This window comes from Alloprevotella rava (assembly GCF_014195585.1).
GTDB lineage: Bacteria > Bacteroidota > Bacteroidia > Bacteroidales > Bacteroidaceae > Alloprevotella > Alloprevotella rava.
The window spans coordinates 97,650-124,353 of sequence record NZ_JACICA010000002.1; the positions used below are offsets into that span (position 1 = coordinate 97,650).

Here is a 26,704-nt window from a genome sequence, read left to right on the forward strand (position 1 = left end):
TCGTTTTTTGTCGTCACGTTGTCACACAGGGGAGGAATGTATTGATAGACAGTCGCTTGTTGGTGTGACAACAAAAATTTTTGTTGTCACACTGTTGTCACTCGTCGTCACGCGCGTAATATACAGGTTCTCAGGTTGTTATACTCAAAGTGTGACAACGTGACGACATGACAGCAAAAAACAACATACAGGAAAGAGCCTTCCTGCTTCGTTCTCACTTTCCCTTATTGCGTTTAGAAATACAATAAGCGCGTCAGCTGATAGCCTTATTCTATCAGCTGACACAATAAGGGTATTCACACGCATATATATATAACTACCCGTGGGTTCACCCTCACTACCGTTCGGGCATCACCCACGGTTAAGCATGAGGTGTCCCCGCAGAGGACAGTGGAAATGAAACACGAACAACATTTGCTTTGAGAAGAAGATGTGAATACGGAAAACACTTTCTCTGAGAGCAGCGAAGAATACAAGTAATATCTCCAGTTGAGGAAAATAGATGCAAGATCTTAGTGGAAATAAAAAACCATTCCCGAATCTTTGTGGTTCGGGAATGGTTGATATATGAAAGTAGAGGTACTTACTTCTTGATGATTTCAAGACCTTTCTTGACAATGTCGCTGCGGCGATTGACGAATTGGAAGTATTCGTTGCGGTCCCACACATCGTAGATAATGAGGCTCTTTAGCGTGAAGTGCAAGTCGGGGAGTGTTTTTTGCATTTCCTTATCGTCCTTGGCTTCTATCTTTTTCTGCTTACCAGCATCGATGATTTCATCGATGAGCGTTTGCGGCACTTCGTAAGTGTCCATAAACTTCTTGAGGTCGGGATACTGGCGTTTGATTTCCTTGCGGTGGTTATCGATGAATTTCAAGCTTTTCTCATTGATAATATTGGCACGGCGCAGGGCAAGATAGTATTTAGAGTAGGTCGTAGTGTCGAGCGGTACGAACACATCGGGCATGATGCCACCGCCACCATAAACAATGCGATTTTTCTCCAAAGTGCGATATACCTTAGTGGAATCGAGATGGATGCTGTCTTTACATACGAGTTCGCCGTGCTTATAGCGCTGCTCGAGGTCTTGGTTGTACTCGTCCTTCTGTCCTTTGACATATGGTTTCTGAATGCAGCGTCCTGAGGGCGTATAGTAGTGGGCCGTAGTCAGGCGAATCATAGAGCCATCGGGGAGAGGTATGGGGCGTTGTACAAGGCCTTTGCCAAAGGTGCGACGCCCAACAATCGTGCCACGGTCGTGGTCTTGAATAGCTCCCGAAACGATTTCGGCCGCCGAAGCTGTGTATTCGTCAACGAGCACCACAACTTTTCCGCTCTGCATGAGTCCGCCGCCTGCCGCCGTGAGCACCTGCTTGGGCTGTGTGCGCCCTTCCGTGTAGACCACGAGTGCACCTGCTTTCAAAAACTCATTTGCCACCTCAACGGCAGAACCTAAATATCCGCCACCATTCACCTGAAGATCGAGAATAAGATGCTGCATACCTTGTTTTTGTAGGGCTTTGATGGCATCGTTCATCTCTTTGCCAGTGGTTGCACCAAACTGCTCAAGATGGATATAACCAATACCGGGCTCTATCATGTAGTAGGCGTCGAGCGTGTTAAGGGGAATTTTGTCGCGCGTAACGATGAAGTAGATCATCTCCTTCACGCCACGGCGCACAATGCCGAGTTTCACTTTTGTGCCCTTCGGACCGCGCAGTTTTGTCATGATGCTATCGCGGCTCATTTTGACGCCGGCAATAGGGAGGTCATCAACGCTCACGATGCGGTCGCCAGAGAGGATTCCGACTTTCTCGCTCGGGCCTTTACGCACGGTTTGGATAACCACAAGCGTATCTTCCAGCATATTAAACTGTACGCCGATGCCTTCAAAGTTGCCATCAAGCGGCTCCGTGAGCTTTTTGGTGTCCTTCGCGTTAGAATAAGAGGAATGGGGGTCAAGTTTGTCGAGTATGCCTCGAATGGCATCTTCGGTCATCTTCTTTTGATCGACACTATCTACATAGAGACTGGTGATAGCCATTTGCGCCATCTGCAATTTGCGAAGCTGCTCGACATCGATGTCGCCGAAATCATGCTGCGCATGAAGACCGTTCGCGCAGAGCAGGGCGAACAGCAGGAATATGTACTTTTTCATTGTTCGTTTTTATCTTCTATTTTTTTAGGAAGAAAGTCGGAGACGTCTTTTCCAAAGGCAATGAGTTCGCGCACAACGCTCGAACTGATATAGGCGTGGCGTTCTTCGCAGAAAAGCATCACGGTTTCAACTCCTCCAAGGCGTTGGTTCATAGATGCCACATCGCGCTCGTATTCGAAGTCCTTCACACTACGCAGTCCGCGCACAATGAACTGTGCGTTGTGGCGGCGCGCCAAATCAATGGTCAAATCATTGTAGCTGACAACACTGATGCGTGGCTCATCTTTATAGAGTTTGCTGATTTCTTGTACGCGTTGTTCTGGCGTGTAGAGCGGACGTTTGCTTCCATTCACACCCACACCGATGATGATTTTATCAAACATGGGTAGCGCGCGCTCCACGATGCTGGCGTGGCCAACGGTGAAGGGATCAAACGACCCAGGGAAGATGGCTATCTTCATAATGTCTGTTCTTTGTGTTAGAGCGCGAAGTTACGACTTTCCTAACTTTTTGCCCTTGTTTTTACATCTTTTTGATATAACCGACTGGGCAATAACAAACCGCAACAAAGGCAGTGAGCTGTCTGATTGTTGCGGTTCGTTATTGAATAGGATAAAAAATTATTCGTCCAATATGTCGTTATCAACATCTCCTTCTGCGAGATCTTCTTCTACCACGAGGTTGTCGATGATGAAGTTTTGTCGCTCAATGGTGTTCTTACCCATATAATAGCTCAGGAGATCGCTCACCTTATCGCTTTTGTGGAGATGAACTTGTTCGAGACGGATTTCGGGCCCTATGAAGTGGCGGAACTCATCGGGGGAAATCTCACCAAGACCTTTGAAGCGGGTAATCTCAGGGTCGGGGCTTAGTTTCTCAATCGCTGCCAAGCGTTCAGCTTCTGTATAACAGTAAATCGTTTCATATTCGGAACGATCGCTGTTCTGAGCCTTTTTCAGAATGGCTGCTCCCGCACTTTTGTCCGTAACGGTTTTGACTTTTGCTGCCTTCACCTTTTTCTTCTTGTTGCGAACGCGGAAGAGCGGCGTCTGAAGGATGTAGACGTGGCCCGTCTTGACAAGTTCGGGGAAGAACTGGAGGAAGAAAGTCAGCATAAGCAAGCGGATGTGCATTCCGTCGACGTCGGCATCCGTGGCTATGATCACCTTGTTGTAGCGCAAGCCGTCGAGCCCGTCCTCTATATTGAGTGCCGACTGCAAGAGATAGAACTCACGATTGGTATAGACCACCTCTTTGGTTTTCCCGAAGCAGTTGAGCGGTTTCCCGATAAGGCTGAACACTGCTTGCGTGTTGGCATCGCGGCTCTTGGTGATGCTACCGCTGGCAGAGTCGCCCTCGGTTATGAAGAGGCTAGTGTCCTCGCGCAGGTCGTGGTCGTCCTCTTCGCGGTTCTTGCTGCCAGCTCGCTTACCTTTGATAGTATCGTTAAGGTGCAGGCGGCAGTCGCGGAGCTTCTCGTTGTGGAGATTGGCTTTCTTAGCGCGCTCACGAGCCACCTTGGTTACTCCCGCAATGGCTTTGCGCTCTTTTTCGCTGTCTTGTATCTTTTGCTGAATGATTTCAGCAATGTCGAGATGCTTGTGTAGATAGTTGTCAACGTGCTCCTTGATGAAATCTCCAACAAATTTATTCACGCTAATGCCTGAAAGGGGAAAAGGACGACCATTCTTATCTTTATCGGGAGCCATTGAAAGAGAACCAAGTTTTATTTTAGTTTGACTCTCAAACATAGGCTCTATCACGCGAATCGCAATGGCTGCAACGAGTCCGTTGCGCACATCTTGCACGTCGAAGTTCTTACCAAAAAATTCTTTGAACGTTCGTGCTATATGCTCTTTGAAGGCACTCTGATGCGTACCGCCTTGTGTGGTGTGCTGGCCGTTGACGAAGGAGTAGTATTCCTCGCCATACTGATTGGTATGTGTGAACGCAATGTCGATTCCTTCGCCTTGCAGGTGGACGATGGGATAGAGACTTTGCTCCGTCATATTGTCGTTGAGCAAATCCTCAAGACCATTGCGAGAGATGATGCGGTGGCCGTTGTGGAAGATGGCTAGACCCGTGTTCAGATAGGTGTAGTTGCGCAGCATATTGCTGACAAATTCATCGTGGAACTTGAAATGGAGGAACAGCGTAGGGTCGGGTTCAAAATAAATATATGTACCGTTCTCCTCCTCTGTGTCGCCCTCGTTTTCGCTAACGAGTTTGCCACGTTCGAAGGAGGCTTCGTGGAATCGGCCATCGCGATGACTACGCGCTACAAACTTCTGGCTGAGTGCGTTGACGGCTTTCAAACCCACACCATTCAGACCCACACTGGCAGTGAAGACAGCCGTGTCGTACTTAGCACCGGTGTTCAACTGCGACACAGCAGCCACCAGCGAGCCTAAGGGAATGCCGCGACCGTAGTCGCGAATGGAGGCTCCCTTTTCGTTCTCCACTTCCACTTCTATACGCTTACCGAAACCTTCGTTGAATTCGTCGACGGAATTGTCTATCGCTTCCTTCAACAGCACATAGATACCGTCTTCGGCATGGCTACCATCGCCCAATCGGCCGATATACATACCGGGACGCGTACGGATATGGTCCGTATCGTCCAAGTGGCGAATTTTACTTTCATCGTATTCTTCGCGCTGATGATAGTCAACTGCGGGCGTCAGTTCTGCTTCCTTTTCTTCTGCCATTATATGGTTGGGGCTTTGTCGTTATGTTGTGTTTAGATCTCTGCTTTGTAGCAGCGGCGGCGCTTGTGTTGCTCTGTTTTGAAATACTGCCACTGGCTTTGCACCTTCTCATTGATTTCCAACTCGGGGTTGCTCTCGGCATATTCAAAGCCCATTTGCTGATAAATGGGGATGAGATCCGTGAAGAGCAGTGCGTTCACACCCTTACCCTGATAGTCCGGACGGACAGCCACGAGCAGCAAATCCAGCACCTTGTCGTGTTTCCATTTCAGCGCTTTGACGAGATGGAACCACCCGAAGGGGAAGAGCTTGCCCTTCGCCTTTTGCATGGCGCGCGAAAGAGAGCCCATGGATATGCCAACGCAGACAATCTCGTTGTTCTCATTTTCGATGAGTGTCACCATTCGCAAATCGAGCAAAGGGATGTACATATTAACATAATTGTCTATCTGGCGGTCGGTCATACGAGAGTAGCCAAACAGAGGGGCGTAGGCTTCGTTGATAAGCTCAAAGATGCGGTGACCCAAATTGTTCTCCTTCACTTCCTTACGGCTTTTCAGCTTACGGATATGAAGATTATAGCGCTCTTGAATGATTTTAGAAATGCGCGCGTGCTTTTCGGGAATAGCTTCGGGGATATAAATTTTCTTCTCTACCCAATCCACGGCTTTCTCCATACCCAGAGCTTCAAAATGTTCGGGATAGTAGGGATAGTTGTAGATGGTGGCGATGGTGGACAACTGGTCGAAGCCTTCAATCAAAGCCCCTTCGGCATCCATATCAGTGAAGCCCAGAGGGCCTTGCAATTCGTTCATTCCGCGCTCCTTGCCCCACGCTTTTACGGTGTCGATGAGCGCTCGACTCACTTCTCTGTCGTCAATAAAGTCGATCCAGCCGAAGCGAACCACTTTCTGATTCCAAGTGTTGTTAGCGCGGTTGTTGATGATGGCAGCTACGCGACCTACAATTTCTCCGTTTCGTAACGCTAAGAAATACTCGGCTTCACAGAACTCAAAAGCAGGGTTGTTTTTCGGAGAGAATGTATCAAGCATGTCCTCGTATAAGTCGGGCACGCTGTACGCGTTGTTCTTGTATAAATTGTAGTTGAAACGAATGAATTTTTTTAGGTCACTTTTTGTTTCAACCTTTTTAATTTCTACTGACATATAAATGTATTGAGAATTATTAGCTTGCAAAGATATGGAAAAACTAATGAAATCCAAACCCACAACAGGGAGAGGTCTTCTGCAATAGCAGTTCCCTACTCTTTTCTTACAAATGCTGCTACTCCGTAGGGAGGTGAACTAAACTAAATTCGAAAATTGAAGTGGCTAAACCTGTTAAAAGCAGCTGTTTCTTATCCGCTTCACTCACAAAAAGGAGAAATAATGCGATCTAATGAGAACAACATTTTTTCTTTCTGACTATCAGCACCATTCATCAAAGATATAACAGATTTAATTGAACAAAGAAAAGGCCGACTCCTACTTCTCTGAAAACATCCTTATTCCGCTGGCTGGCTTCCTTATTGCGTCAGCTGACACAATAAGGAAGTCAGCTGACAGCCTTATTGTATTTTCAAACGCAATAAGGATATTCTCCGCTACACTTGAGAGAAAAAAAGGAAAAGATAGAGAGACACATTTTTCCATATTCTCCTCGCAAGAGTATAACTAATTATAAAATAATACATTGTAGAGATTTTTTTTATTTGGAAAGATTTTATTCTTGCTAAAACCGATAGAATAAAGGCGTTGCGAGGAATGACTGTCAAACCGATTCTGACAATTAAAGGGAATAGGGAGAAAAAAAGATTTGGAGGCAATGAAAGTAATACATATCTTTGGAAAGAGAATTATTCTCAATCAATAAAATATAGTACTCAATATGGCTAACGCTAGGTCACTCGAAGCTAAGGTTGTGCGGCTTGCTCGCAAACTGGGCTATGCTTCTGCTAAGTACTTAAAAGTATGGCGAGGCTATGATGTCTACAGAGCTTTTGATGATGAGTCAATGGCCGATGTAGAGTCTCCCATGGATGGTCCTACTTTCATTCTTGCAAAAGATGGCTATCTGCGGTATGCGTCTCTTGATGAGACAGCAGTGCTCCAATGAAAACCAGCAGGCGTTTTGTACTGCTGGACTGATGTAAACTTATTTTTGTTCGTTGGAATAGAGATGAAGAAAACGAAAAAAAGGAAACCGTCGTTGAGGTGGTTTCCTTTTCTTATATTCAAGGGAATACGGAATTAGTATTTGTGATCTTCCTCTTCCATTTCCTTGCGCGTGATGGAGCGTAAGTCTATAGCGCGCCAGCAATAAATAATATAAGCAAGGACAAAGGGGATAAGCAGCGAAACAATGGACATTGTGCGAAGTGTGAATTCGCTTGAGCAACTGTTTTCGATAGTCAAAGAGCTTTGCAGATCGGCAGTAGAGGGATAGTAGCTCGTACCGTTGAGACCGGCAATGAGGAACAAAGCCATAACTGCCAGCACCGTACCTGTACCTGTCGCCCAAATACCGCGCTTGAACGCAGGGCTAAGAAGGGTCAAGATGATGCCCGCCAAAACTCCTACTACACCCAAGAGGAAGAGCAACAGAATATAGATATTGCCAAACAGATTGGCAGCATATTTTCCGCTCTCTATACTAACAACGCCGTTAGCGTCGACAGCGAAGCCTTCGCCCAGCAAAAGTTTGCCCACAAAAGCTAAGAAGAAAATCAAGAATGGAACAACATCAATGAGCACCTGACGGCGGAAGCGAGGGAGCAGTACTTCATCATCAATATTATTGATGAGGTAGAGCGACCCCAGCAGACGCGCCAAGAAGAACACAGCAAAACCTAAACACCAGTTCCAGGGATTGGCCAACGCCTCAAGTCCGTGCCAGTTGTTAGCCCAGCTACTGATGACTGGCATCAGATTAGCGCTACCAATGGCGTTCTTTTCTACAATAAATTCTGAACCTGTGAAGAATGTGGCTACTGCTGCACCCAAAAGGAAGGGGCCGAAAAAGCCATTGAAACCAAGGAAGCCGCGGAAAACATTACGCCCGTAAACATTTCCTGGTTTGTTCTGGTATTCATAAGCCACTGCTTGCAGAACAAAAGAGGCCAGAATGAGCATCCAAACCCAATAGGCACCGCCAAACGATGTGCTATAAAATAAAGGGAAGGAGGCAAAGAACGCTCCACCAAAGGTGACGAGCGTTGTGAAAGTAAACTCCCATTTACGGCCCGTGGAATTGACGATGAGCTCGCGCTCTTCTTCTGTGTGACCAATGCGGAAGATGAGGGTGTTAGCTCCTTGTACAAAAAGAAGGAATACGAGCAAACCGCCCAGCAGACTGATGAGGAACCACCAGTATTGTTGCAAAAATTGATAAGTTATCATAGAGCTTCGGAATTATGGTTCTTAATGGCCTTTGTAAGAATGCTAACTTCAGCAATGAGCAACACGGTGAAGATAGCAGCAAAGAGGAAGAATGTGATGATTACACTGGAGCTTTGCAAATTAGAAATACCAGCGTTGATAGGGAGCATATCTTGAATGATCCATGGCTGACGGCCAACTTCCGCTACCGTCCAACCTGCCTGACCGGCAATGTAAACGCACGGAATTGACCAAAGACCGGCCTTCAAGAGCCAGCGCGTATCGGCCAACTTACCCTTGCGATCATACCAAGCAATGAGCAGAACAATCAACAAGAGAAAACCACCTAAACCTACCATCAAACGGAACGACCAGAACACGATACCAACGGGGGGCACAAGATCTTCCGCATTCTGGATATGACCATATCCGAAATAAGGCATATTGGCTTTGAGGCGTTGCTCAGCAGCGGCAGCAGCCACACTGTCTTTTCCAACAGCGGCACGATAAGCTTGGAAATCGGCCAAAGCTTGCTTGCCCAGCACCATTTTCTCTTTACCACCCAACTGCTTAGTACCATCGGGCAGTGTATAACCATTGATGAGGTCGTTAATCCCTGGTACATAACCATCAATGTCATGTGTTGCCAAAACAGAGAGGACGCCTGGTACTTCAACACCTGGTACAATGGAGAAATGAGCGCGCTGACCGCCATTCTGCAAACCTTCTGCAGCAGCCAGTTTCATCGGTTGATTCTTAGCGATGTCAACACCGCTTTGATCGCCTGTAGTCATCACAACAACAGAGCTGATGATACCCACCCATGTTGCCACGCGGATACTGCGAAGCGCCATTTCCTTGTTGCGCTTTTTCAGCAAGAACCAACAGCTCACGCCCAGCACAAAGAACGCACCAGTCATCCAGCCACTTGACACAGTGTGGAAGAACTTAACGACAGCTGTCGGACTGAGAGCTACCTCTACGAAACTTACCATTTCGTTACGCACCGTCAGCGGGTTAAACTCCATTCCAACGGGGTGCTGCATCCAAGCATTAGCCACCAGAATCCACCACGCAGAGAGAGTTGCACCGATACCCGTCAGCCAAGTGGATGCCAGGTGAAAGCATTTGCTCACCTTGTTCCAACCGAAGAACATTACGGCAATAAACGTTGCCTCCATAAAGAAAGCCACGATACCTTCAATAGCAAGTGGTGCACCGAAGATGTCGCCCACAAACCAAGAATAGTTAGACCAGTTGGTACCAAATTCAAATTCCAGAATCAAACCAGTGGCAACGCCAATGGCGAAGTTGATACCGAAAAGCTTCATCCAGAATTGCGCCGTTCGCTTCCAGAATTCGTCTTTCTTCACATAGTAGAGGGTTTCCATAATGGCCATGATAAGGGCCAATCCCAGCGTGAGTGGTACGAACAGCCAGTGATAACAGGCTGTCAGCGCAAATTGCGCACGTGACCAATCAACAAGAATAGATAAAAGTTCCATTGATAAATTTTATTTTAATTGAGTTTTCATTTCATTAGTTTTCGTCCTACCATCTCTGCTTTTTCTTTATCGTTAAGACCTTTATAGTAGGGCTGGAAAAAGAAAATGCGCAGAACTACAAAGAAAACAAACAATTTCAAGAAGATGATAAGCCACAGGGTACGTCCCCATGTCATGTTTCGAAAGCCTTCTATGTAGAATCGGCCGATTCTCTTAAATATATTGGTGTTCTGTTCCATATTTCTTTAGCTAAAAAAAGAAAGGGGACAAAGATAAAACATTTTATAAATCCCGCAAAAAGCGTTAAATATTTTTTTACTCTGCACCAGAATTCTTTCATTAAAGACAAATGTTTTTTAGGACAAACAAAACAGCGTATTCCTCAATCCTGAAGAATACGCCGTAAATTGTACCGAATCTTTCGAGGTGCTGAAAGTTGAAAAACTCTTCTTGCACCAAGAATTTATTGAAAGATATTGTGCGTCAACCCTAAAGGATTTTTGAACGCCCAATATCTCGTCCTTGCCTTAATTACTTCTTCAGCACTTCCAATGCTGCTTCGTAATTGGGCTCATGAGTGATTTCGCTCACCACCTCTTCGTAAATAATCGTACCTTCTTCGTCAATCACGATAACGGCACGAGTTTCAAGCCCCTTCAATGGACCATCGGCAATCTCTAAACCATATTTCTCTGAAAAGCATCCGCAGCGGAACACGCTTACAGGAACTACATTTTCAAGACCTTCTGTTGAGCAGAAACGCTGCTGAGCAAATGGGAGGTCCTTGCTGACACAGAGCACCACTGTATTCTCCAACTCAGAAGCTTCTTTATTGAAACGGCGCACGGACATGGCGCAAACTTCTGTATCGAGGCTTGGGAAAATATTCAGCACTACACGTTTGCCGAGCAGTTCGGGCAGATGAAGAACACTAAGATCACCGCGAACACCACCAAACTTGGGGGCTTTTTCACCTACTTTGAGAGGCTCACCCACTAATGTAACGGGGTTGCCAAGAAATGTTACTTGCATAAAAGTCTGTTCTTTTTAATTATTGATTATCTTCGCAGACAAAGATACTTCTTTTTTATATGATACACCCTCTTGCTAAGTTTCTTTTTTGTCCTTGTTGCGGCTCTGCACGCTTCGAAGTGAACGATTTCAAGTCGAAGCGGTGCACAGACTGTGGCTTCACTTTCTACCACAATGCAGCAGCGGCCACTGTTGCTGTTATCCTCAATTCGCGCAACGAACTTCTTGTCACTCGTCGCGCCTTCAATCCAGCAGCAGGAACTCTCGATCTTCCAGGAGGTTTTGTGGATGCGGGAGAAACTGCGGAGGAGGGAATTGTGCGTGAAGTGGAAGAAGAAACGGGCGGAAAGGCCGTGGTGGAAAAGTTCTTATTTTCTTTACCTAACGAATACGTTTATTCCGATTTCATTGTACACACCACAGATCTTTTCTTTTTATGCCGATTACTCGATGAAACGGCACTTCTTGCGTGCGATGATGCCGCCGCTCTTTTTTGGCTTCCATTGGTCGACATACGCCCCAGCGACTTTGGCTTAGCGTCTATTGCGGCAGGCGTTCAAAAACTATTGGAAAGCAAAATCAGTTATACACCAACGTAGTAAGACGGTTCACATCATATACCTCTGCCGCAATCTCTTGAAGCTGCTGCGGTGTAAGTTCGCGAAGATGTTCAACCACTTGCCGACTATCTTTATGTCGACCATAATGAGCAAAGGTTTTTCCGAGTCCGATGGCATGTTGTTCTAAGTGGTCATCCGAGATACCTATCTGCCCAATCACTTGCTTGAGAGCGGCGTTGAGCTGATTCTGTGTTAAAGGCTTCTCCACCATTCTGCGAAGTTCTTTATTGACAAGTCGGCGACAGCGCTCTATGTCCGCCACATCACAACCAAAATAAACCTCCCACAAACCATCGTCGGGATAGGTTGCCAAGTAGGAATCAACGGAATAAACCAGCCCTGCGTGTTCGCGCAAACTCAAATTAAAGCGCGAGTTCATACCAGGGCCACCTAAGATATTGTTCAAAAGAAAAAGTCCGTAACGGCGCGGATCACGCCCACCAAAAGTTCTGCTACCTATCAGGACGTGTGCTTGATGAGTGTCGTGGTGACGAAATATGGTAACGGCTTCTCGAGGCTTTTCAATCGTCGCCGTAGTCTGCTGCAAACGCGGAACACTTTCTGCTTCGGCAGAACCAATACCTTCCGTGAGTTTTTCGAGCGTGCGCACAATGCGATTGAAATCCACATTACCATAAACAAAGAACACACAGTTATTAGGTCGATAATAGTGATGCGTAAAAAGTAGAGCGTCCGCAGTACGATATTCGTGAAGTCGTTCTTTCACCCCCAAAATATCACGCCCTAAAGGATGATTGGGAAAAATGAGACTCTCAAACTCATCAAAGATAAGTTCAGAAGGGCTATCCTGATAACTATCGATTTCATCGCAGATAACCTCTACTTCTTTATCTATTTCATGCTGCGGAAAAGTACTATTAAAAACTATATCTGTGAGCAAATCAGCAGCGCGCCGAAAGTCTTGGCGCAGAATCGTGGCATAATAAACCGTTTCTTGTTTGGTCGTGTATGCGTTCAAGTCGCCACCCACACGCTCTAGTCCGTTGGTGATTTGCCACGCCTTGCGATGAGTCGTACCTTTAAAGGTCAAATGTTCGATAAAATGGGCCATTCCTGAATCATTCTCCTCTTCGTGGCGCGTGCCTGCACAGACAACGTAGCCACAATAGAGCACTTCTGAACGAGAAGGCTCATGAATGATTCGTAGACCGTTGGAGAGAGTATGTGTTTGATGCATTATTTTTAGTTTCTTATTGACTGGAGCAAAAGCTGCCTCCATCTTCCGCACTGCATTATGCATTGTGGCTTTTCTTGGGTAAATCCCAATAGATGAAATGCCCGATGAAAGCGAGAATAAGTGCGGTGTTGATACCCATACGTACCCAGACATTCCACGTTTCTGGCTCCTGCTGCATTATAAAGAAGAAAAGAGCCGTGATAGCAACGTAGACAAAGATGCTCTTCAAGGGATAGTTGATGGGATAGTATTTCTGCCCTACAAAATAGCTCAGGAGCATCGCTGTTCCGTAACCGGCAAAACCTGCCCAGGCACAAGCCATGTAGTGATACTGCGGAATGAAAAGAACATTAACGGTGATGAGAACCAGACAACCTACACCCGAAAAGACTGCGCCCCAAATGGTACGATCGGTGAGTTTGTACCAAAAACTCAAGTTGAAGTAGATACCCATCATGATTTCTGCTGCCATAACAATAGGCACTACGCGAAGTCCTTCCCAATAGCCCCGACCGATGATATGGCGCAAGATGTCCATATAGCCCATCACGATGAGGAAGGCTAAAAGCGTGAAGATGATGAAATACTTCATCGCCTTGGCGTATGTCTCACGATTGTCTTTATCTCGACTTTTGCCAAACACAAAAGGCTCATAGGCATAGCGGAAAGCTTGGGTAATCATCGCCATAATCATAGCAATTTTCACGGCTGCACCATATATACCCAACTCAACGTGCCCCTGCTGTCCGCTGCGAATCATCGGATAGAGAATCTTATCGGCTGTTTGGTTCAAGATACCTGCAACGCCCAAAACAAGTATGGGCCAAGAATAACTCAACATACGTTTGAGCAAGGGGCGATCCAGTGTCCAGCGGAAGCCTGTCAATTCTTTCCAGAAACAGAACGTAATACTTCCCGTGCAAAGCAGGTTGATATAGAACACATAGCTCACATCCACCACGCCGCCTTCTGCCAGCAGCGGAGCCACTGCACAATCAGGCCCTGTATAAAGCGTGGGAATAACGAGGAAGTAAACTAAGTTGAGCGCGATATTCAAGAAGATAAAGAGCAACTTTAGTACAGCAAACTTAAGCGGGCGGCGCTTATAGCGCAGGTAAGCAAAGGGTATGCACTGAAAAGCATCAATCGCCACACAGACTGCCATTACCCAAACATACTGTGGCGTTGAAGCATACCCCAACGCAGATGAAATGGGAGTTAAAAAGCCAAACACAAGTGCCACAAACAGCAAACTCACCAACGCCACGGCGATGAGCGTAGTGGAATAGACACGCGTAGGATTTTCATCTTCCTTATTAACATAGCGAAAGAAGGTAGTTTCCATGCCAAAGGTCAAGATAACCAAGAGCAGGGCTGTGTAAGCATAGATGTTTGTAACGACACCATACCCACCCGATGCTACTGTTATTTTCACTGTGTAGAGCGGCACGAGCAGATAGTTGAGGAATCTTCCGAGAATACTGCTCATACCATAGATTACAGTATCTTTTGCTAAAGACTTTAAGTTAGCCATTTTATCTATTTTTTAGTGCCCTACAATCTTTAAGAATATCTTGTAAGGCTATGTATGTTTTTATCGATTTCATCGATGTTTTTATATGCTTAAAAGCCAAAGCTCATGTTTTTTATCCAAAGAAAAGATAGCAAACACCTATGGCAGCAACCACGCCTGCTAAGTCGGCCAACAATCCGCAGGCTACGGCATGGCGCGTCCGACTCACACCGATACTACCAAAGTAAACGGCCAAGATGTAGAACGTAGTGTCTGTTGAACCTTGGAAAATACAACTCAAGCGCCCGATAAAGGAATCGGCACCATAGGTATTCATCGCATCGACCATCATGCCGCGTGCGCCAGAACCAGAAAGAGGTTTCATGATGGCTGTGGGCAACGCGCCCACCCAGTCGGCATTCACGCCGGTCACTTCCACACACCAGCGAATGCCACCAATGAGCCAATCCATAGCGCCCGAAGCACGAAAAACTCCGATGGCTACAAGGATGGCAATAAGATAGGGAATGATGCGCACGGCGGTGGAGAATCCCTCCTTTGCCCCTTCAATGAAAGCATCGTAAACATTGATGCGTTTTCTCATTCCGGCCACTATGAAAGTAATGATAACGCTAAACAGCAACACATTGGCGGCAGTACCACTAATAGCGTTCATCTGCTCTGGCTCCATTTGCATAAACACGCCTATCAAAGCTGCAATCAAGGCGATAGCCCCGCCGAGCGTGAGCAGAATGGTGCGGTTTAGCAGATTGATGTGCTGGTAGAGGGCGGTGATGATGATACCCGCAATTGTAGCAATGAAAGTAGCAATCAGTATCGGCACAAAAATATCCGTTGGTTGAGCTGCCCCACATTGGAAACGATAAGTCATGATGCTAACAGGAATCAGCGTCAACCCACTCGTGTTCAGCACAAGGAACATAATCATCGGATTGGTTGCCGTGTCTTTCTTTGCGTTCAGCTCCTGCATTCCCTCCATAGCTTTCAGTCCGAGTGGCGTTGCCGCATTGTCGAGACCGAGCATATTGGCAGCAATGTTCATAAAGATATTGCCGTAAACAGGGTGATTCTTGGGAATATCGGGAAAAAGGCGTGTAAAGAGCGGACTCAGAAAGCGCGCCAACACATTGACAACTCCACCTTTCTCGCCAATCTTCATAACGCCCATCCAAAGGGAGAGCACCCCCGTTAATCCCAACGAAATCTCGAATCCCTGTTTCGCCGTTTCAAAAGTGGAGTTCATGATATTGGGAAACACTTCGACATCGCCGAAGAAAATAAGTCTCACAACGGCAATCACGAAGGCAATGAGGAAAAATGCAATCCAGATATAATTCAGTACCATCTAAAAAATGTGCTAATGGCTGCAAAGATACAAAAATACAAGCGACTTTCTGAAAACATCATGCCCCTCTTCTTTAGGTAAGCCTCATAAAAACAGAACTTACCCACAAAGCAAACCCTCTCCCAAAAGTTTTCTCAAAAAATCCTCAGAAGGTTCATTTCACCCTCAAGACATTGATAATTATCACATTAAATCTCACTGAAGCTTCAGAAAAGAAGATTTAAATATATAAGGAAGAGCGTAAATATCCTTATTGCATTTCCAAACACAATAAGGATGTCGGCTCATATCCTTATTGCGTCAGCCGACGCGCTTATTGTAGTTGAACACACCATTAAGAAAAAAAGGAAGAGGAAGTATATGCTCTTCTCTCCAGTGTTATTTTTTTGTTGTCACGTCGTCACGTTGTCACACACTGCCAGTAACTCTCTAAATAAGAACAGATTACAAGCGTGACAACAAGGTGACAACAAAATCAAGGTCAGAAAGCGTTGTCACACAGTTAAGCACTTCGTTATCAGCACGTTTTCCGCATCTGTGACAACGTGACAACAAAATACAACTTTTTATAGTAGGTGTTGAAAGAAGAGCATACAGTAGGATCTTTTATCGAGAAGCGCGTCCGTTTTTCCTTTTCAAAGAAAGGATTACGATTAAAAAGGCCTAAAAAACAATTAGTTCTGAAAGAAACTATTATCTTTGCACGATTTTAAGACGAAAATATATTTTTAATAGATCTATTTTATAACGATGAACGTAATTACAAAAACCGTCGAACTGCCTGATGGACGCACCATCAGCATTGAGACTGGTAAGCTTGCTAAGCAAGCCGATGGTGCTGTCATGCTCCGTATGAACAATACGATGCTGCTGGCCACCGTCACCGCCGCAAAAGACGCTGTTCCTGGTACTGACTTCATGCCCTTGCAGTGTGACTACAAAGAGAAGTATTCTGCTGCTGGCCGCTTCCCCGGAGGCTTCACAAAGCGCGAGGGTCGTGCTGGCGACTATGAGATTCTGACAAGTCGCCTTGTCGATCGCGCCCTCCGTCCTCTCTTCCCCAGCAACTACCACGCTGAGGTTTATGTTAACATCATCCTTTTCTCTGCTGACGGTGTAGATATGCCCGATGCATTGGCCGGTTTTGCTGCTTCAGCTGCTTTGGCTGCCAGCGATATTCCATTCGATGGCCCTATCTCTGAATGCCGCGTGGCTCGCATCAATGGCGAGTTCGTCATCAACCCCACTTTCGAACAACTCAAGCAGGCCGACATGGACTTGATGGTGGGTGCTACGGAAGACAACATCATGATGGTGGAAGGCGAAATGAAAGAAGTGCCCGAAAGCGCACTCCTCGCTGCCCTCAAGGCTGCCCACGAAGCCATCAAACCCATGTGCCGCCTCCAGAAAGAACTGATGAAGGAACTCGGCACTGACGTGAAGCGCGAATACTGCCACGAAGTGAATGATGAAGAGTTGCGTCAAGAAATTCGCAACGAACTTTATCAGCCCGCTTACGACATCATCGGTAAGGCTCTGCCTAAGCACGACCGCATGGATGCCTTTGATGCTCTCCGTGAGAACTTCAAAGAGAAATATGCTGAAGCACATGCTGAACTGACAGCTGACGAACTCGAAGAAAAGAATACGCTCATCGACAGATACTATAACGACGTAGAACGCGACGCAATGCGCCGTTGCATTCTCGACGAAGGCAAGCGCCTCGACGGACGTAAGACAACGGAGATTCGCCCCATCTGGTGCGAAGTAAATCCGCTCCCCGCTCCTCACGGCTCTGCCATCTTCACCCGCGGTGAAACGCAAGCTCTCGCCACTACTACTCTCGGCACGAAGCTCGACGAGAAAATGGTGGACGATGTGCTCGACAAGAGCTACCAGCGTTTCCTGCTCCACTACAACTTCCCTCCTTTCTCCACTGGCGAGGCTAAGGCTCAGCGCGGCGTAGGCCGTCGCGAAATCGGTCACGGCCACTTGGCATGGCGCGGTATTAAGGGACAAATCCCTGAGGACTTCCCCTACACTGTGCGCATTGTGAGCGATATCCTCGAATCAAACGGATCTAGCTCTATGGCAACTGTTTGCGCTGGTACATTGTCTTTGATGGACGCTGGTGTACCTCTCAACAGCCCCGTTAGCGGTATTGCCATGGGCCTTATCAAGAATCCGGGCGAAGAGAAATATGCAGTTCTCTCCGACATCCTCGGCGATGAGGACCACTTGGGTGATATGGACTTCAAGACTACAGGTACTGTAAACGGTCTGACTGCAACGCAGATGGACATCAAGTGCGATGGTCTGAGCTACGAGATTCTCGAAAAGGCGCTCGAACAAGCCAAACAGGGTCGCGAACATATCCTGGGCGAGATGCTTCAAACGCTCCCCGCTCCTCGCGAAGACTTCAAGCCGCAAGTTCCTCGCATCGTACAGTTCACTATTCCCAGAGAATTTATTGGAGCTGTCATTGGCCCGGGCGGTAAAATTATCCAGGGTATGCAGGAAGAAACTGGTGCTACTATCACTATCGACGAAGACGAGAGAGGTGGTGTCGTACAGGTTAGCGCTCCCAACAAGGAAAGTATCGACGCAGCAGTTGGTAAGATCAAAGCCATTGTTGCTGTTCCCGAAGTGGGCGAAGTTTACGATGCAAAAGTTATTAGTATCATGCCTTACGGCTGCTTCGTAGCATTCATGCCGGGCAAGGAAGGTCTGCTCCACATCTCTGAGATTGCTTGGAAGCGCCTCGAAACAGTTGAGGAAGCTGGCATCAAAGAAGGCGACACAATCCAAGTGAAGCTCCTCGAAGTTGATCCGAAGACAGGCAAGTTCCGCCTCTCTCATCGTGTGCTCGAAGAGAAGCCCGAAGGTTGGGAAGATCGCCCACAGCGTCGTCCACGCCGCGAGGGTGACAACCACGGCGAACGTCGTCCGCGCCGCGAAGGCGGTTTCCGTGACCACCACGAGCGTCGCAACTTTGGCGAAGAGCAGCAAAAGCCGGAAGGCAGCAGCTTCGACTTCTAATCAGAAAATTTATATGATAAAATAGCCATAGGCACTTTGGAATTCCCCGCAGGTATAACCACCAGCGGGGAATTTTTGTTGATCGCTTTCTCTCTTGAGTTTTCTTCCTATCAGTTGGGCTAATCTGACATTTCCAACCTGTTCAAGCTCTGCTCCCTGCGACACAAAAAAGTATAAAACTTTTGTTATGCAGGGATATTGGCGTAATTTTGCTTCTCAAACCTCTATAAACATCAACGTTATGAAACTCTTGCTTTTAGGGAGCGGCGGACGCGAACATGCTTTAGCGTGGAAAATAGCACAAAGTCCAAAAGTCGAAAAACTCTACATCGGTCCTGGCAATGCTGGAACGGCTACCGTTGGAGAAAATGTGGAGCTGACGCCAACCGACTTCGATGAGGTGGCAGACTTTGTTATCAACTACGAAATTGACATGGTGATCGTTGGGCCAGAAGTACCGCTCGTTAAAGGTATTACAGATTATTTCCAAAACCATAGTTTGCTCCGCAAAGTGAAGATTATCGGTCCTTCCAAGGTGGGTGCTCAACTGGAAGGCTCTAAGGATTTTGCCAAGGGCTTCATGAAACGCCACAATATCCCCACGGCTGCTTACGCTACCTTCGATGGCGAACACGTGGAAGAAGGTTGCCGCTTCTTAGAGACACTCTCAGCACCTTACGTCCTTAAAGCCGACGGGCTTGCAGCAGGAAAAGGCGTTCTGATTGTCCCAACGCTGGAAGAAGCCAAGAAAGAACTCCGCGAAATGCTCGGCGGAATGTTTGGCAACGCCAGTAGCCGAGTGGTTATCGAAGAGTTTCTGAGTGGCGTTGAATGTAGTGTTTTTGTTCTGACCGACGGTAAGAACTATCAGTTGCTCCCCGAAGCCAAGGACTACAAACGCATTGGCGAAGGCGACACAGGACTAAACACAGGCGGTATGGGGAGTGTCACTCCCGTTCCTTTTGCCACTCGCGAATGGATGCAGAAAGTAGAAAAAGAAATTATACGCCCAACAGTGGACGGTCTTGCAGAAGAAGGCATCGACTATAAGGGTTTCATTTTTTTTGGCCTCATCAACTGCGATGGTCAGCCAAAAGTTATCGAATACAACTGCCGCATGGGCGACCCCGAAACAGAAAGCGTTATGCTTCGCTTGAAGAGCGACATAGTAGACCTCTTTGAAGGTGTGGCCGAGGGCAACCTCGATCAGCGCAAAGTGGAATTTGACGAACGCGCGGCAGTCTGCGTCATGCTTGTCAGTGGTGGCTATCCCGGCGATTATAAGAAAGGATTCCCCATTACGGGAGCCGACGTTGAGGGAAGCGTTGTGTTCCACGCTGGAACAACCATCAAGAATGAGCAACTCGTTACGGATGGTGGGCGCGTCATTGCCGTCAGCTCTTATGGTAAGACGCAGCAAGAAGCCCTTGCTCAAAGCATGAAGGGGGCAGAACAAATCCAATACGAAGGTAAATACTTCCGTCGCGACATCGGAAAAGATGTACTGTAAGTAGGTACAGAGAAATCGGCGCAAAATGTTGCTGCTCCGCACGCTTCTTCGCGCTGTTAGGCTCTTTGGGTAGTTTCCCAATAGCTCTCTCGCGACTTTATTCATAAGAATGATTGACAGAAGTTTCAGAAACAAAGTAGTCACTGGGCCGCTCACGTTGCCCATCATGGTCGTCATCGCCAGCGTTCTCTGGTTTGTAGTCGACCCCATAACTATTTGGAGTGTCGGAGGTTTGGCCTCGACACTCCTCATGGCTTATTTGCTGATGGAGCTCAACAATCGCAACCAACTGCTACGCATTCGCTCTCGCATGGTGAGTTGCTCCTTTTTGGCACTCTCCCTTGCTTGCACATTCACACATCCGCTCAGTTGGCAAATAGTGCCTGCCTATTGCTTACTCGTTTCCTATCTTCTTTTCTTTAACTCCTATCAACAGTCGCGTCCAGAAGGCATCATCTTCCACACCTTCTTCTTCCTCGGTCTCGGAAGCCTTGTTTTCCCACCGATGCTTTTACTTCCCATTCTTTTCTACCTCGAAATGGCTGTTCAGTTGCGTTCGCTCACTTGGCGCACATTCTTAGCGGGCATTTTCGGACTTATTATCCCCTATTGGTTTCTTGCCGGCTGGGCTGTGTGGAAGAACCAGCTCGATACGGCTTTTCTCTATCTCCTCCCCTACTTTGAATATCAAACTCCCGACTACAAGAGCATTCCTCTGTGGCAGTACATCAACTTCGGTTTTATACTGATGCTCGTTTTGTTAGGACTCATCCACTACTATCGCACGAACTTCAATGACAAGATTCGTGTAAGGATGTGTTTCTACATATTTATCATACAAGAGCTGGCTATTATCGGCGGAATGGTGGCTTACCCTTGTTTCTTCCATTATCTCTTCCCTCTTCTGCTCGTCAATAGTTCTCCACTCATTGCTCACTATTTCACCCTTGCAAAAGGGCGAGTGCTCATGAACATCTGGTTCATCTTTTGGTTACTCATCACCATCGCACTCTATTGTTATAATTCAGGATTACTCCCTTTGGAGAGTTGGTTGAAAGACCTACTCCCTCTATAAACAAACTCACACTATGCTCGAATCCCTCCAACAACTCCTCATCGAAAATGGTGCTCTCGGAATGTTCCTTGCGGCCTTTCTGGCAGGAAGTTTCCTCCCGTTCAGCTCCGAAGTTGTGATGGTTGGTCTGCTCACAGCAGGTACTCCCGCAACTGGGCTTCTCATTTGGGGAACGCTGGGAAATGTTCTTGGCGCACTCTTCAACTATGGTATCGGTTCTTTAGGAAAAGAAGAATGGATACAGCAATGGACGAAGGTTTCCCCCGAAAAGTTAGAACGAGGAAAACGGAAAGTACGCAAATACGGCTCTTGGGCGGGACTCTTAGCATGGATTCCTCTCTTGGGAAGTGTCATCACAGTGGCCATGGGCTACCTCCGCACCAATCTTCTCTACTCTGTGTTCAACATTGCCGTAGGGAAATTTGCCCGTTATGCCATACTTATCTCCGCCTACAAAGCACTATAAAGAAATGAAAAAAACTCGTTTTGTCCTCCTCCTTATCATCAGCGTCCTCCTCACAGGTTGTGCTGGCGAATTGACGGACACCCGTCCGCGCATTGCCGTCAGTATCGAACCGCTGCGCTACTTCACAGAACAGATTGCAGGCGATCGCTATAAGATCACTACACTCATGCCAACAGGAGGAAGCCCTGAAACTTACGAACCCACGCCCCACCAGATGGTAGAACTCAGTCAGAGTCAGCTCTTCTTTGCGGTGGGCACGCTGGGCTTCGAACAAACCCAATTGGGCAAAATGGCAGAAACAGCCCCCGAACTGAAAATCGTTCCGCTCATGAAGGGCGTCAATCTCTTGGCGGCACATCATGGCGGCAACACTTCCAACTCGGCCGACCCACATGTATGGATGTCTACGAACAACGCCCGCATTCTGGCCAGCAACATTTGCGACGCATTGTGTGAAGCCGACTCCGCCAATGCCAAAACATACACAGACAACCTCAAACGTTTCGATGCAAGCGTCGACAGTATTGATGCCGTGATTCGTGCAGAGCTCAAAGATGTGAGTCACCGCACTTTCCTCATCTATCACCCAGCTCTCGGCTATTTTGCTCGCGATTATGGTCTGCGCCAACTGGCTGTGGAGCAAGACGGCAAAGAATCTTCCGCCGCGCGCATGCAACAACTCATCACAACGTGTAAGGCCGAAAACGTTAGAGTGGTATTCATAGAAAAGGAATATAGCGGGAAATCCGCCCGCCGCATAGCGGAACAATTGGGTGCAAAAGTAAGTATCATCAATCCGCTCGGCTACGACTGGCCTGCGGAACTTTCCACTATTTCAAAGGCTTTGAAAAATGAAGGAACTACTCAAGTTCGATAACCTCTGCCTTACTTACGGGCGGAATACCATTCTCGACCATGTCAGCGCATCCATATCGGAGCGCGACTTCATCGTTCTGACAGGTCCCAATGGTGGAGGTAAGACCACATTGCTGCAAATCATTGCAGGACTATTGCCCCCTACTGCAGGAAGTATCGTTTGCCGACCAGGACTCACGCTGGGCTATCTACCACAGTATAGAGGTATCGATCGCGACTTTCCTATCACTGTGGGCGAGGTAGTGCTGAGCGGACTGCAAAACCGCAAACGCCTCTTTGCAAGCTTTTCGCGTCAACAAGAAGAACAAGTCGACCGTGTGCTCGAACGCCTACAAATCAGCCAGCTGAAGGAGCGACCCATCAAAGGCCTTAGTGGCGGGCAGTGGCAGCGCGTTTTGCTGGGGCGTGCCATTGTTTCGCAGCCCGATCTCCTTCTCCTCGACGAGCCCGACACGCATCTCGACCTCGAAGGAAAGGATTTTCTCTACAATCTCTTGCGCGAAGAAAACAGTCGCAGTGCTGTGCTCCTTGTTAGCCACGATGCCACAGTTAGCAACACCATTATGTGGGAAGTTAAAGACGGTCAGCTCCGTTCCGTTCGCGAGATAGTGTAAAGCGCCCTTATTTTTACCCTCAAAGTCCCTCACCTCCTTTCGCCCAAACCGCTCACGCAATAAGGCTGTCGGCTCAATAATCCCGACTTCCTTATTGGAATGCCGAAAAATCTTTCTACTTTTGTAAATTGTATTAGATTGCAAATCAAAAACTATCATAATATATTCAAACACATCAATGAAGCAGTACAAAATTACCAACAACATCATCGGTTGGATTGTTTTTGCTATCGCCGCCTTTACCTACTGCATGACAGTAGAACCTTCGGCGAGCTTCTGGGATTGTCCTGAGTTTATCTCCACGGCAACAAAACTGGAAGTAGGTCACCCGCCCGGTGCACCATTCTTTATGTTAACGGGTAACTTCTTTACCCAATTCACAGGCGACCCTGCCAAGGCGGCTTTTTGCGTCAATATCATGTCGGCGCTCCTTTCTGCCTTGTGTATTTTGTTCCTCTTCTGGACCATCACCCACCTCACGCGGATGCTCATCTGCAAGGACGGAACGGTCACCACTTGGGGACAAATCATCACCATTATGGGTTCGGGCGTTGTGGGCGCTTTGGCCTACACTTGGAGCGACACATTCTGGTTTTCAGCCGAGGAAGGTGAGGTTTACGCCTACTCCTCCATGTTCACCGCCTTGGTGTTCTGGCTCATCCTTAAGTGGGAAGACCACGCCGACGAGCCACACAGCGACCGCTGGATTGTACTGATTTTCTATCTTACCGGATTGAGCATTGGCGTTCACTTGCTCAACCTTCTCTGCCTCCCCGCCATCGCTTTGGTTTACTACTACAAGCGCCATCCGCAAGCCCAGACAAAAGGCTCTTTGGTGGCTCTGCTCGTAGGCTTCCTACTGGTAGCCGCCGTGCTCTATGGCGTTGTTCCGGGCATTGTGAAGGTGGGCGGCTGGTTTGAGCTGTTCTTTGTCAACATGCTCGGAATGCCGTTCAACACAGGTATGGTGGTCTACATCCTTGCTCTCATCGCAGTTGTCTTAACGGCCATTTGGAGCACCACAAAGACCAACCGCACCCTCACCAACGGACTCTACCTTGCCAGTGTCGGAATGCTCGGTATTCCGTTCTTCGGAAAAGGTTTCATGTCCGTGCTCATCGGTATCATACTGCTGAGTACGCTCTACTTCTTGCTCAACATGAAGCGCAAGGACGGAAAGATGCTGCTGCGCAAGCGAATTCTCAACACGAGCCTCCTCTGTATGCTCATGCTGATGATTGGCTACAGTTCTTATGCTGTCATCGTGATTCGCTCCGAGGCCAATCCGCCAATGGATCAGAACTCCCCCGAGGACATCTTCTCGCTGGGTAGCTATCTGAGTCGTGACCAATACGAACAAGCTCCGCTTTTCTTCGGCCAAGCTTTCACTTCTCAACCCGATTTCGATGCCAGCGGACACGCCATTTATAACAACACAATAGAACATCACCGCAAAGAAAAGACGCAAGCTGACGAAGCCGACACTTATGAAGATGTTGAGAGTCTGGAATCTCTGCAATATCCGTCGGGTATGAAGATGCTCTTCCCTCGTATGTATTCCAGCGTACATGCGCAGGCTTACAATGATTGGATGGGTGGAAATCTCCATCTCCGTGATGTCAACTACACCACCTCTGGTGGCGACTTCCAGTATGGCCAAATGCCCTCGCAGTGGGACAACCTGAATTTCTTCATGTCCTATCAGATCAACTTCATGTACTGGCGCTACTTCATGTGGAACTTTGCGGGTCGTCAGAACGGCTTTCAAAGCAATGGCGAGAAGGAACACGGCAACTGGCTAACTGGTATCCCATTCATCGACAATGCCATGTATGGCAACCAGAAAGAGCTGCCCAACGAATTGCAGCAGGATAAGGCTCACAACGTGTTCTATATGTTGCCACTCCTCCTCGGCTTGCTCGGCCTTTTCTGGCAAGCTTTCCGCGGCGACAAGGGCGTGAAGCAATTCTGGGTGGTATTCTTCCTCTTCTTCATGACAGGTCTTGCCATTGTGCTCTATCTGAACCAGACACCGATGCAACCTCGTGAGCGCGACTATGCCTATGCTGGTTCGTTCTATGCCTTTGCCATCTGGATTGGTATGGGCGTGGCTGCTTTGGCCGATCTCTTGGGCCGTGCGTTAAAGGCAAGAAAGAAAGCCACGGAAGAGTTTGGCGTACTGCCAGCTGCTATCGCCTCTGTGCTTTGTGTACTCGTACCGCTCCAAATGGTGAGTCAGACGTGGGACGACCACGACCGTTCTGGTCGTTATGCTTGTCGCGACTTCGGTTTGAACTATCTCGACACTATGCCCGAGAAGTTGGCCGACGGAACACCTGCCAACCCGATCATCTTCTCGAATGGTGATAACGATACCTTCCCCCTCTGGTACAATCAAGAGACCGAAGGTAAGCGTACGGATGCCCGTGTTTGCAACTTGGAGTATCTACAGACGGAATGGTACACCGACCAGATGGTGCGCCCTGCCTACAATTCTCCATCGCTCCCCATTGCGTGGAAGCGTGCCGAATATGTGGACGACGGCAAGCATGGATTCTTCCCCATCGTGGATCGCAAGGCCGAGCTCGACGCCTTCAAGAAGGCCAACCCCAATGGTCCAGATCCCTACGAGCTCACTTATATCATGGACAACTATGTCCGCACGAAGCAGATCTTCCCTACCGACTCTGTTGTGGTGAAAGTGAACAAGCAGAACATTATCAATCAGGGCATCACCGTACCTGCAGGTATGGAAATCCCCGACCACATCAGCCTTTCGCTGAAATGGGCCGGCAGAGGAATGTACCGCAAGCAAGTGATGATCTACGAAATGTTGGCGCGCAACGACTGGAAGCGACCCATCTATATGAGTGTAACGCTTGGTACTGAGAATTATGCCGGCTTGCAGGACTACTTCTGCCTCGAGGGTTTGGCTTATCGTCTCACACCGTTCAAGCTCGGCCAAAGCCGCATTGATACGGACAAGATGTACACCAACCTCATGACGCGCTTCAAATATGGCAACGTAGCCATGCCGACAATCTATCTCGACGAGACCAACCTGCGCATGGCACAGACCCACCGCCGTATGTTCTCAATTCTCATAGAACGATTGCTCAACGAAGGCAAGAAAGACAAGGCGCTCGCCGCTCTGCGCATGTGCGAGAAAGTGTTGCCACAAGCCACCGTGCCTTACGAATATGCGGATGTTGATCTTGCTACGCTCTGGTTCCGTGCTGGCGATAAGGCCAATGCAGCAAGAGTGGCAAAAGAGGTGGCGCGCCAAAACTGGCAGTATCTCAATTGGGCCAACACGCTGCCGCAGGAAACAGCGTATGCCTATGCCAACAGTTGCACAAAGACCTTCCTCTACCTCTACCGCTGCGTAGCCCTCCTTCAGGATATGAAGGACAAGGACTTCGCCCTGTGGAACAACCGCGTCAATGCACTGAGCCGCACCACGGCAGGTAGCATCGGTTCACAAGGTGTGATGAAAATGATGCAACAGCAGGAAGCTCCACAATCGGAGGCTGATGCAGACGAGAATAGCTATAATCTCGCAGATTAACCCCATACTCATGGAGAGAAACGGCCCTTATGGGGTCGTTTCTCTCTTTTTCTTTTTAGCACAACACTCATAAAATCTC

21 protein-coding genes are annotated in these 26,704 nt (G+C 47.8%); 10 read left to right on the plus strand and 11 right to left on the minus strand.

Annotated elements, in window-relative coordinates:
• Positions 1-583 precede the first annotated feature (583 nt).
• From FHS60_RS02385 to FHS60_RS02400, 4 genes are all read right to left on the minus strand, one after another.
• Entirely contained in the window at positions 584-2,158 is a 1,575-nt protein-coding gene (locus FHS60_RS02385; protein ID WP_183694487.1) for a S41 family peptidase, read from the minus strand.
• Entirely contained in the window at positions 2,155-2,619 is a 465-nt protein-coding gene (gene coaD / locus FHS60_RS02390; RefSeq protein WP_183694490.1) for a pantetheine-phosphate adenylyltransferase, read from the minus strand. The genes FHS60_RS02385 and coaD overlap by 4 nt, the downstream gene beginning before the upstream one ends.
• Before the next feature lie 159 nt (positions 2,620-2,778).
• Positions 2,779-4,866 carry a toprim domain-containing protein gene (locus FHS60_RS02395; RefSeq protein ID WP_183694493.1) on the minus strand — a complete coding sequence of 696 codons (2,088 nt, stop codon included), beginning with the start codon at positions 4,864-4,866 and terminating at the stop codon, positions 2,779-2,781.
• Between the two features lie 32 nt (positions 4,867-4,898).
• Complete coding sequence (locus FHS60_RS02400) at positions 4,899-6,032, minus strand: N-acetyltransferase (protein WP_183694497.1); 1,134 nt, start codon at positions 6,030-6,032, stop codon at positions 4,899-4,901.
• A gap of 295 nt (positions 6,033-6,327) precedes the next feature.
• Between FHS60_RS02400 and FHS60_RS02405 the strand changes: the two genes are divergently transcribed.
• Positions 6,328-6,543 (plus strand): hypothetical protein, encoded by a 216-nt coding sequence (locus FHS60_RS02405; protein WP_157575302.1) that lies wholly within the window; start codon positions 6,328-6,330, stop codon positions 6,541-6,543.
• Positions 6,544-6,753: 210 nt separating this feature from the next.
• Entirely contained in the window at positions 6,754-6,981 is a 228-nt protein-coding gene (locus FHS60_RS02410) for a hypothetical protein (protein ID WP_183694500.1), read from the plus strand.
• A gap of 134 nt (positions 6,982-7,115) precedes the next feature.
• On the opposite strand, the gene FHS60_RS02415 is transcribed toward FHS60_RS02410, so the two are convergent.
• The 4 genes from FHS60_RS02415 to tpx form a co-directional block, all read right to left on the minus strand.
• Positions 7,116-8,261 carry a cytochrome d ubiquinol oxidase subunit II gene (locus FHS60_RS02415; RefSeq protein ID WP_183695112.1) on the minus strand — a complete coding sequence of 382 codons (1,146 nt, stop codon included), beginning with the start codon at positions 8,259-8,261 and terminating at the stop codon, positions 7,116-7,118.
• Positions 8,261-9,748 carry a cytochrome ubiquinol oxidase subunit I gene (locus FHS60_RS02420; RefSeq protein ID WP_183694503.1) on the minus strand — a complete coding sequence of 496 codons (1,488 nt, stop codon included), beginning with the start codon at positions 9,746-9,748 and terminating at the stop codon, positions 8,261-8,263. The genes FHS60_RS02415 and FHS60_RS02420 overlap by 1 nt, the downstream gene beginning before the upstream one ends.
• 26 nt (positions 9,749-9,774) lie before the next feature.
• Positions 9,775-9,987 (minus strand): DUF4492 domain-containing protein, encoded by a 213-nt coding sequence (locus FHS60_RS02425; protein ID WP_009347666.1) that lies wholly within the window; start codon positions 9,985-9,987, stop codon positions 9,775-9,777.
• A gap of 292 nt (positions 9,988-10,279) precedes the next feature.
• The gene (tpx, locus tag FHS60_RS02430; RefSeq protein WP_183694506.1) at positions 10,280-10,780 is read right to left on the minus strand and encodes a thiol peroxidase; all 501 of its coding nucleotides are present in this window, start codon (positions 10,778-10,780) and stop codon (positions 10,280-10,282) included.
• Between the two features lie 59 nt (positions 10,781-10,839).
• Here tpx and FHS60_RS02435 point away from each other — a divergent pair, with 59 nt between their 5' ends.
• A complete protein-coding gene (locus FHS60_RS02435; protein WP_183694509.1) occupies positions 10,840-11,379 on the plus strand; it encodes an NUDIX hydrolase in 540 nt (179 codons plus the stop codon).
• Here FHS60_RS02435 and FHS60_RS02440 read toward each other — a convergent pair.
• The 3 genes from FHS60_RS02440 to FHS60_RS02450 all read right to left on the minus strand — a co-directional run bounded on the left by FHS60_RS02440 (position 11,360) and on the right by FHS60_RS02450 (position 15,477).
• On the minus strand, positions 11,360-12,640 hold the full coding sequence (locus FHS60_RS02440) for a M16 family metallopeptidase (protein WP_183695114.1): 1,281 nt from the start codon (positions 12,638-12,640) through the stop codon (positions 11,360-11,362). The two genes, FHS60_RS02435 and FHS60_RS02440, sit on opposite strands and share 20 nt — an antisense overlap.
• 13 nt (positions 12,641-12,653) lie before the next feature.
• Positions 12,654-14,132 carry an oligosaccharide flippase family protein gene (locus FHS60_RS02445; RefSeq protein WP_183694512.1) on the minus strand — a complete coding sequence of 493 codons (1,479 nt, stop codon included), beginning with the start codon at positions 14,130-14,132 and terminating at the stop codon, positions 12,654-12,656.
• Between the two features lie 112 nt (positions 14,133-14,244).
• Entirely contained in the window at positions 14,245-15,477 is a 1,233-nt protein-coding gene (locus FHS60_RS02450) for a nucleoside recognition domain-containing protein (RefSeq protein WP_183694515.1), read from the minus strand.
• Between the two features lie 750 nt (positions 15,478-16,227).
• On the opposite strand from FHS60_RS02450, the gene pnp reads away from it, so the two are divergent.
• The 7 genes from pnp (at position 16,228) to FHS60_RS02485 (ending at position 26,625) form a co-directional block, all read left to right on the plus strand.
• Positions 16,228-18,516, plus strand: coding sequence for a polyribonucleotide nucleotidyltransferase (gene pnp / locus FHS60_RS02455; protein ID WP_183694518.1), 2,289 nt, complete (start codon positions 16,228-16,230; stop codon positions 18,514-18,516).
• Positions 18,517-18,757: 241 nt separating this feature from the next.
• Positions 18,758-20,026, plus strand: a complete 1,269-nt coding sequence (gene purD, locus FHS60_RS02460) for a phosphoribosylamine--glycine ligase (RefSeq protein WP_183694521.1) — start codon at positions 18,758-18,760, stop codon at positions 20,024-20,026.
• A gap of 109 nt (positions 20,027-20,135) precedes the next feature.
• On the plus strand, positions 20,136-21,101 hold the full coding sequence (locus FHS60_RS02465; protein WP_183694524.1) for a hypothetical protein: 966 nt from the start codon (positions 20,136-20,138) through the stop codon (positions 21,099-21,101).
• Positions 21,102-21,114: 13 nt separating this feature from the next.
• Positions 21,115-21,567, plus strand: a complete 453-nt coding sequence (locus tag FHS60_RS02470) for a YqaA family protein (protein ID WP_009347657.1) — start codon at positions 21,115-21,117, stop codon at positions 21,565-21,567.
• Between the two features lie 4 nt (positions 21,568-21,571).
• Entirely contained in the window at positions 21,572-22,444 is an 873-nt protein-coding gene (locus FHS60_RS02475) for a metal ABC transporter solute-binding protein, Zn/Mn family (protein ID WP_183694528.1), read from the plus strand.
• The gene (locus FHS60_RS02480; RefSeq protein ID WP_183694531.1) at positions 22,419-23,057 is read left to right on the plus strand and encodes a metal ABC transporter ATP-binding protein; all 639 of its coding nucleotides are present in this window, start codon (positions 22,419-22,421) and stop codon (positions 23,055-23,057) included. The genes FHS60_RS02475 and FHS60_RS02480 overlap by 26 nt, the downstream gene beginning before the upstream one ends.
• 178 nt (positions 23,058-23,235) lie before the next feature.
• The gene (locus tag FHS60_RS02485; RefSeq protein ID WP_183694534.1) at positions 23,236-26,625 is read left to right on the plus strand and encodes a DUF2723 domain-containing protein; all 3,390 of its coding nucleotides are present in this window, start codon (positions 23,236-23,238) and stop codon (positions 26,623-26,625) included.
• Positions 26,626-26,704: the final 79 nt, after the last annotated feature.

Bases quoted from the DNA above. Each gene is read 5' to 3' on its own strand.
- FHS60_RS02385 (WP_183694487.1), bottom strand. From the start codon at position 2,158: ATGAAAAAGTACATATTCCTGCTGTTCGCCCTGCTCTGCGCGAACGGT.
- coaD (WP_183694490.1), bottom strand. From the start codon at position 2,619: ATGAAGATAGCCATCTTCCCTGGGTCGTTTGATCCCTTCACCGTTGGC.
- FHS60_RS02395 (WP_183694493.1), bottom strand. From the start codon at position 4,866: ATGGCAGAAGAAAAGGAAGCAGAACTGACGCCCGCAGTTGACTATCAT.
- FHS60_RS02400 (WP_183694497.1), bottom strand. From the start codon at position 6,032: ATGTCAGTAGAAATTAAAAAGGTTGAAACAAAAAGTGACCTAAAAAAA.
- FHS60_RS02410 (WP_183694500.1), top strand. From the start codon at position 6,754: ATGGCTAACGCTAGGTCACTCGAAGCTAAGGTTGTGCGGCTTGCTCGC.
- FHS60_RS02420 (WP_183694503.1), bottom strand. From the start codon at position 9,748: ATGGAACTTTTATCTATTCTTGTTGATTGGTCACGTGCGCAATTTGCG.
- FHS60_RS02425 (WP_009347666.1), bottom strand. From the start codon at position 9,987: ATGGAACAGAACACCAATATATTTAAGAGAATCGGCCGATTCTACATA.
- tpx (WP_183694506.1), bottom strand. From the start codon at position 10,780: ATGCAAGTAACATTTCTTGGCAACCCCGTTACATTAGTGGGTGAGCCT.
- FHS60_RS02435 (WP_183694509.1), top strand. From the start codon at position 10,840: ATGATACACCCTCTTGCTAAGTTTCTTTTTTGTCCTTGTTGCGGCTCT.
- FHS60_RS02440 (WP_183695114.1), bottom strand. From the start codon at position 12,640: ATGGAGGCAGCTTTTGCTCCAGTCAATAAGAAACTAAAAATAATGCAT.
- FHS60_RS02445 (WP_183694512.1), bottom strand. From the start codon at position 14,132: ATGGCTAACTTAAAGTCTTTAGCAAAAGATACTGTAATCTATGGTATG.
- FHS60_RS02450 (WP_183694515.1), bottom strand. From the start codon at position 15,477: ATGGTACTGAATTATATCTGGATTGCATTTTTCCTCATTGCCTTCGTG.
- pnp (WP_183694518.1), top strand. From the start codon at position 16,228: ATGAACGTAATTACAAAAACCGTCGAACTGCCTGATGGACGCACCATC.
- purD (WP_183694521.1), top strand. From the start codon at position 18,758: ATGAAACTCTTGCTTTTAGGGAGCGGCGGACGCGAACATGCTTTAGCG.
- FHS60_RS02465 (WP_183694524.1), top strand. From the start codon at position 20,136: ATGATTGACAGAAGTTTCAGAAACAAAGTAGTCACTGGGCCGCTCACG.
- FHS60_RS02470 (WP_009347657.1), top strand. From the start codon at position 21,115: ATGCTCGAATCCCTCCAACAACTCCTCATCGAAAATGGTGCTCTCGGA.
- FHS60_RS02475 (WP_183694528.1), top strand. From the start codon at position 21,572: ATGAAAAAAACTCGTTTTGTCCTCCTCCTTATCATCAGCGTCCTCCTC.
- FHS60_RS02480 (WP_183694531.1), top strand. From the start codon at position 22,419: ATGAAGGAACTACTCAAGTTCGATAACCTCTGCCTTACTTACGGGCGG.
- FHS60_RS02485 (WP_183694534.1), top strand. From the start codon at position 23,236: ATGAAGCAGTACAAAATTACCAACAACATCATCGGTTGGATTGTTTTT.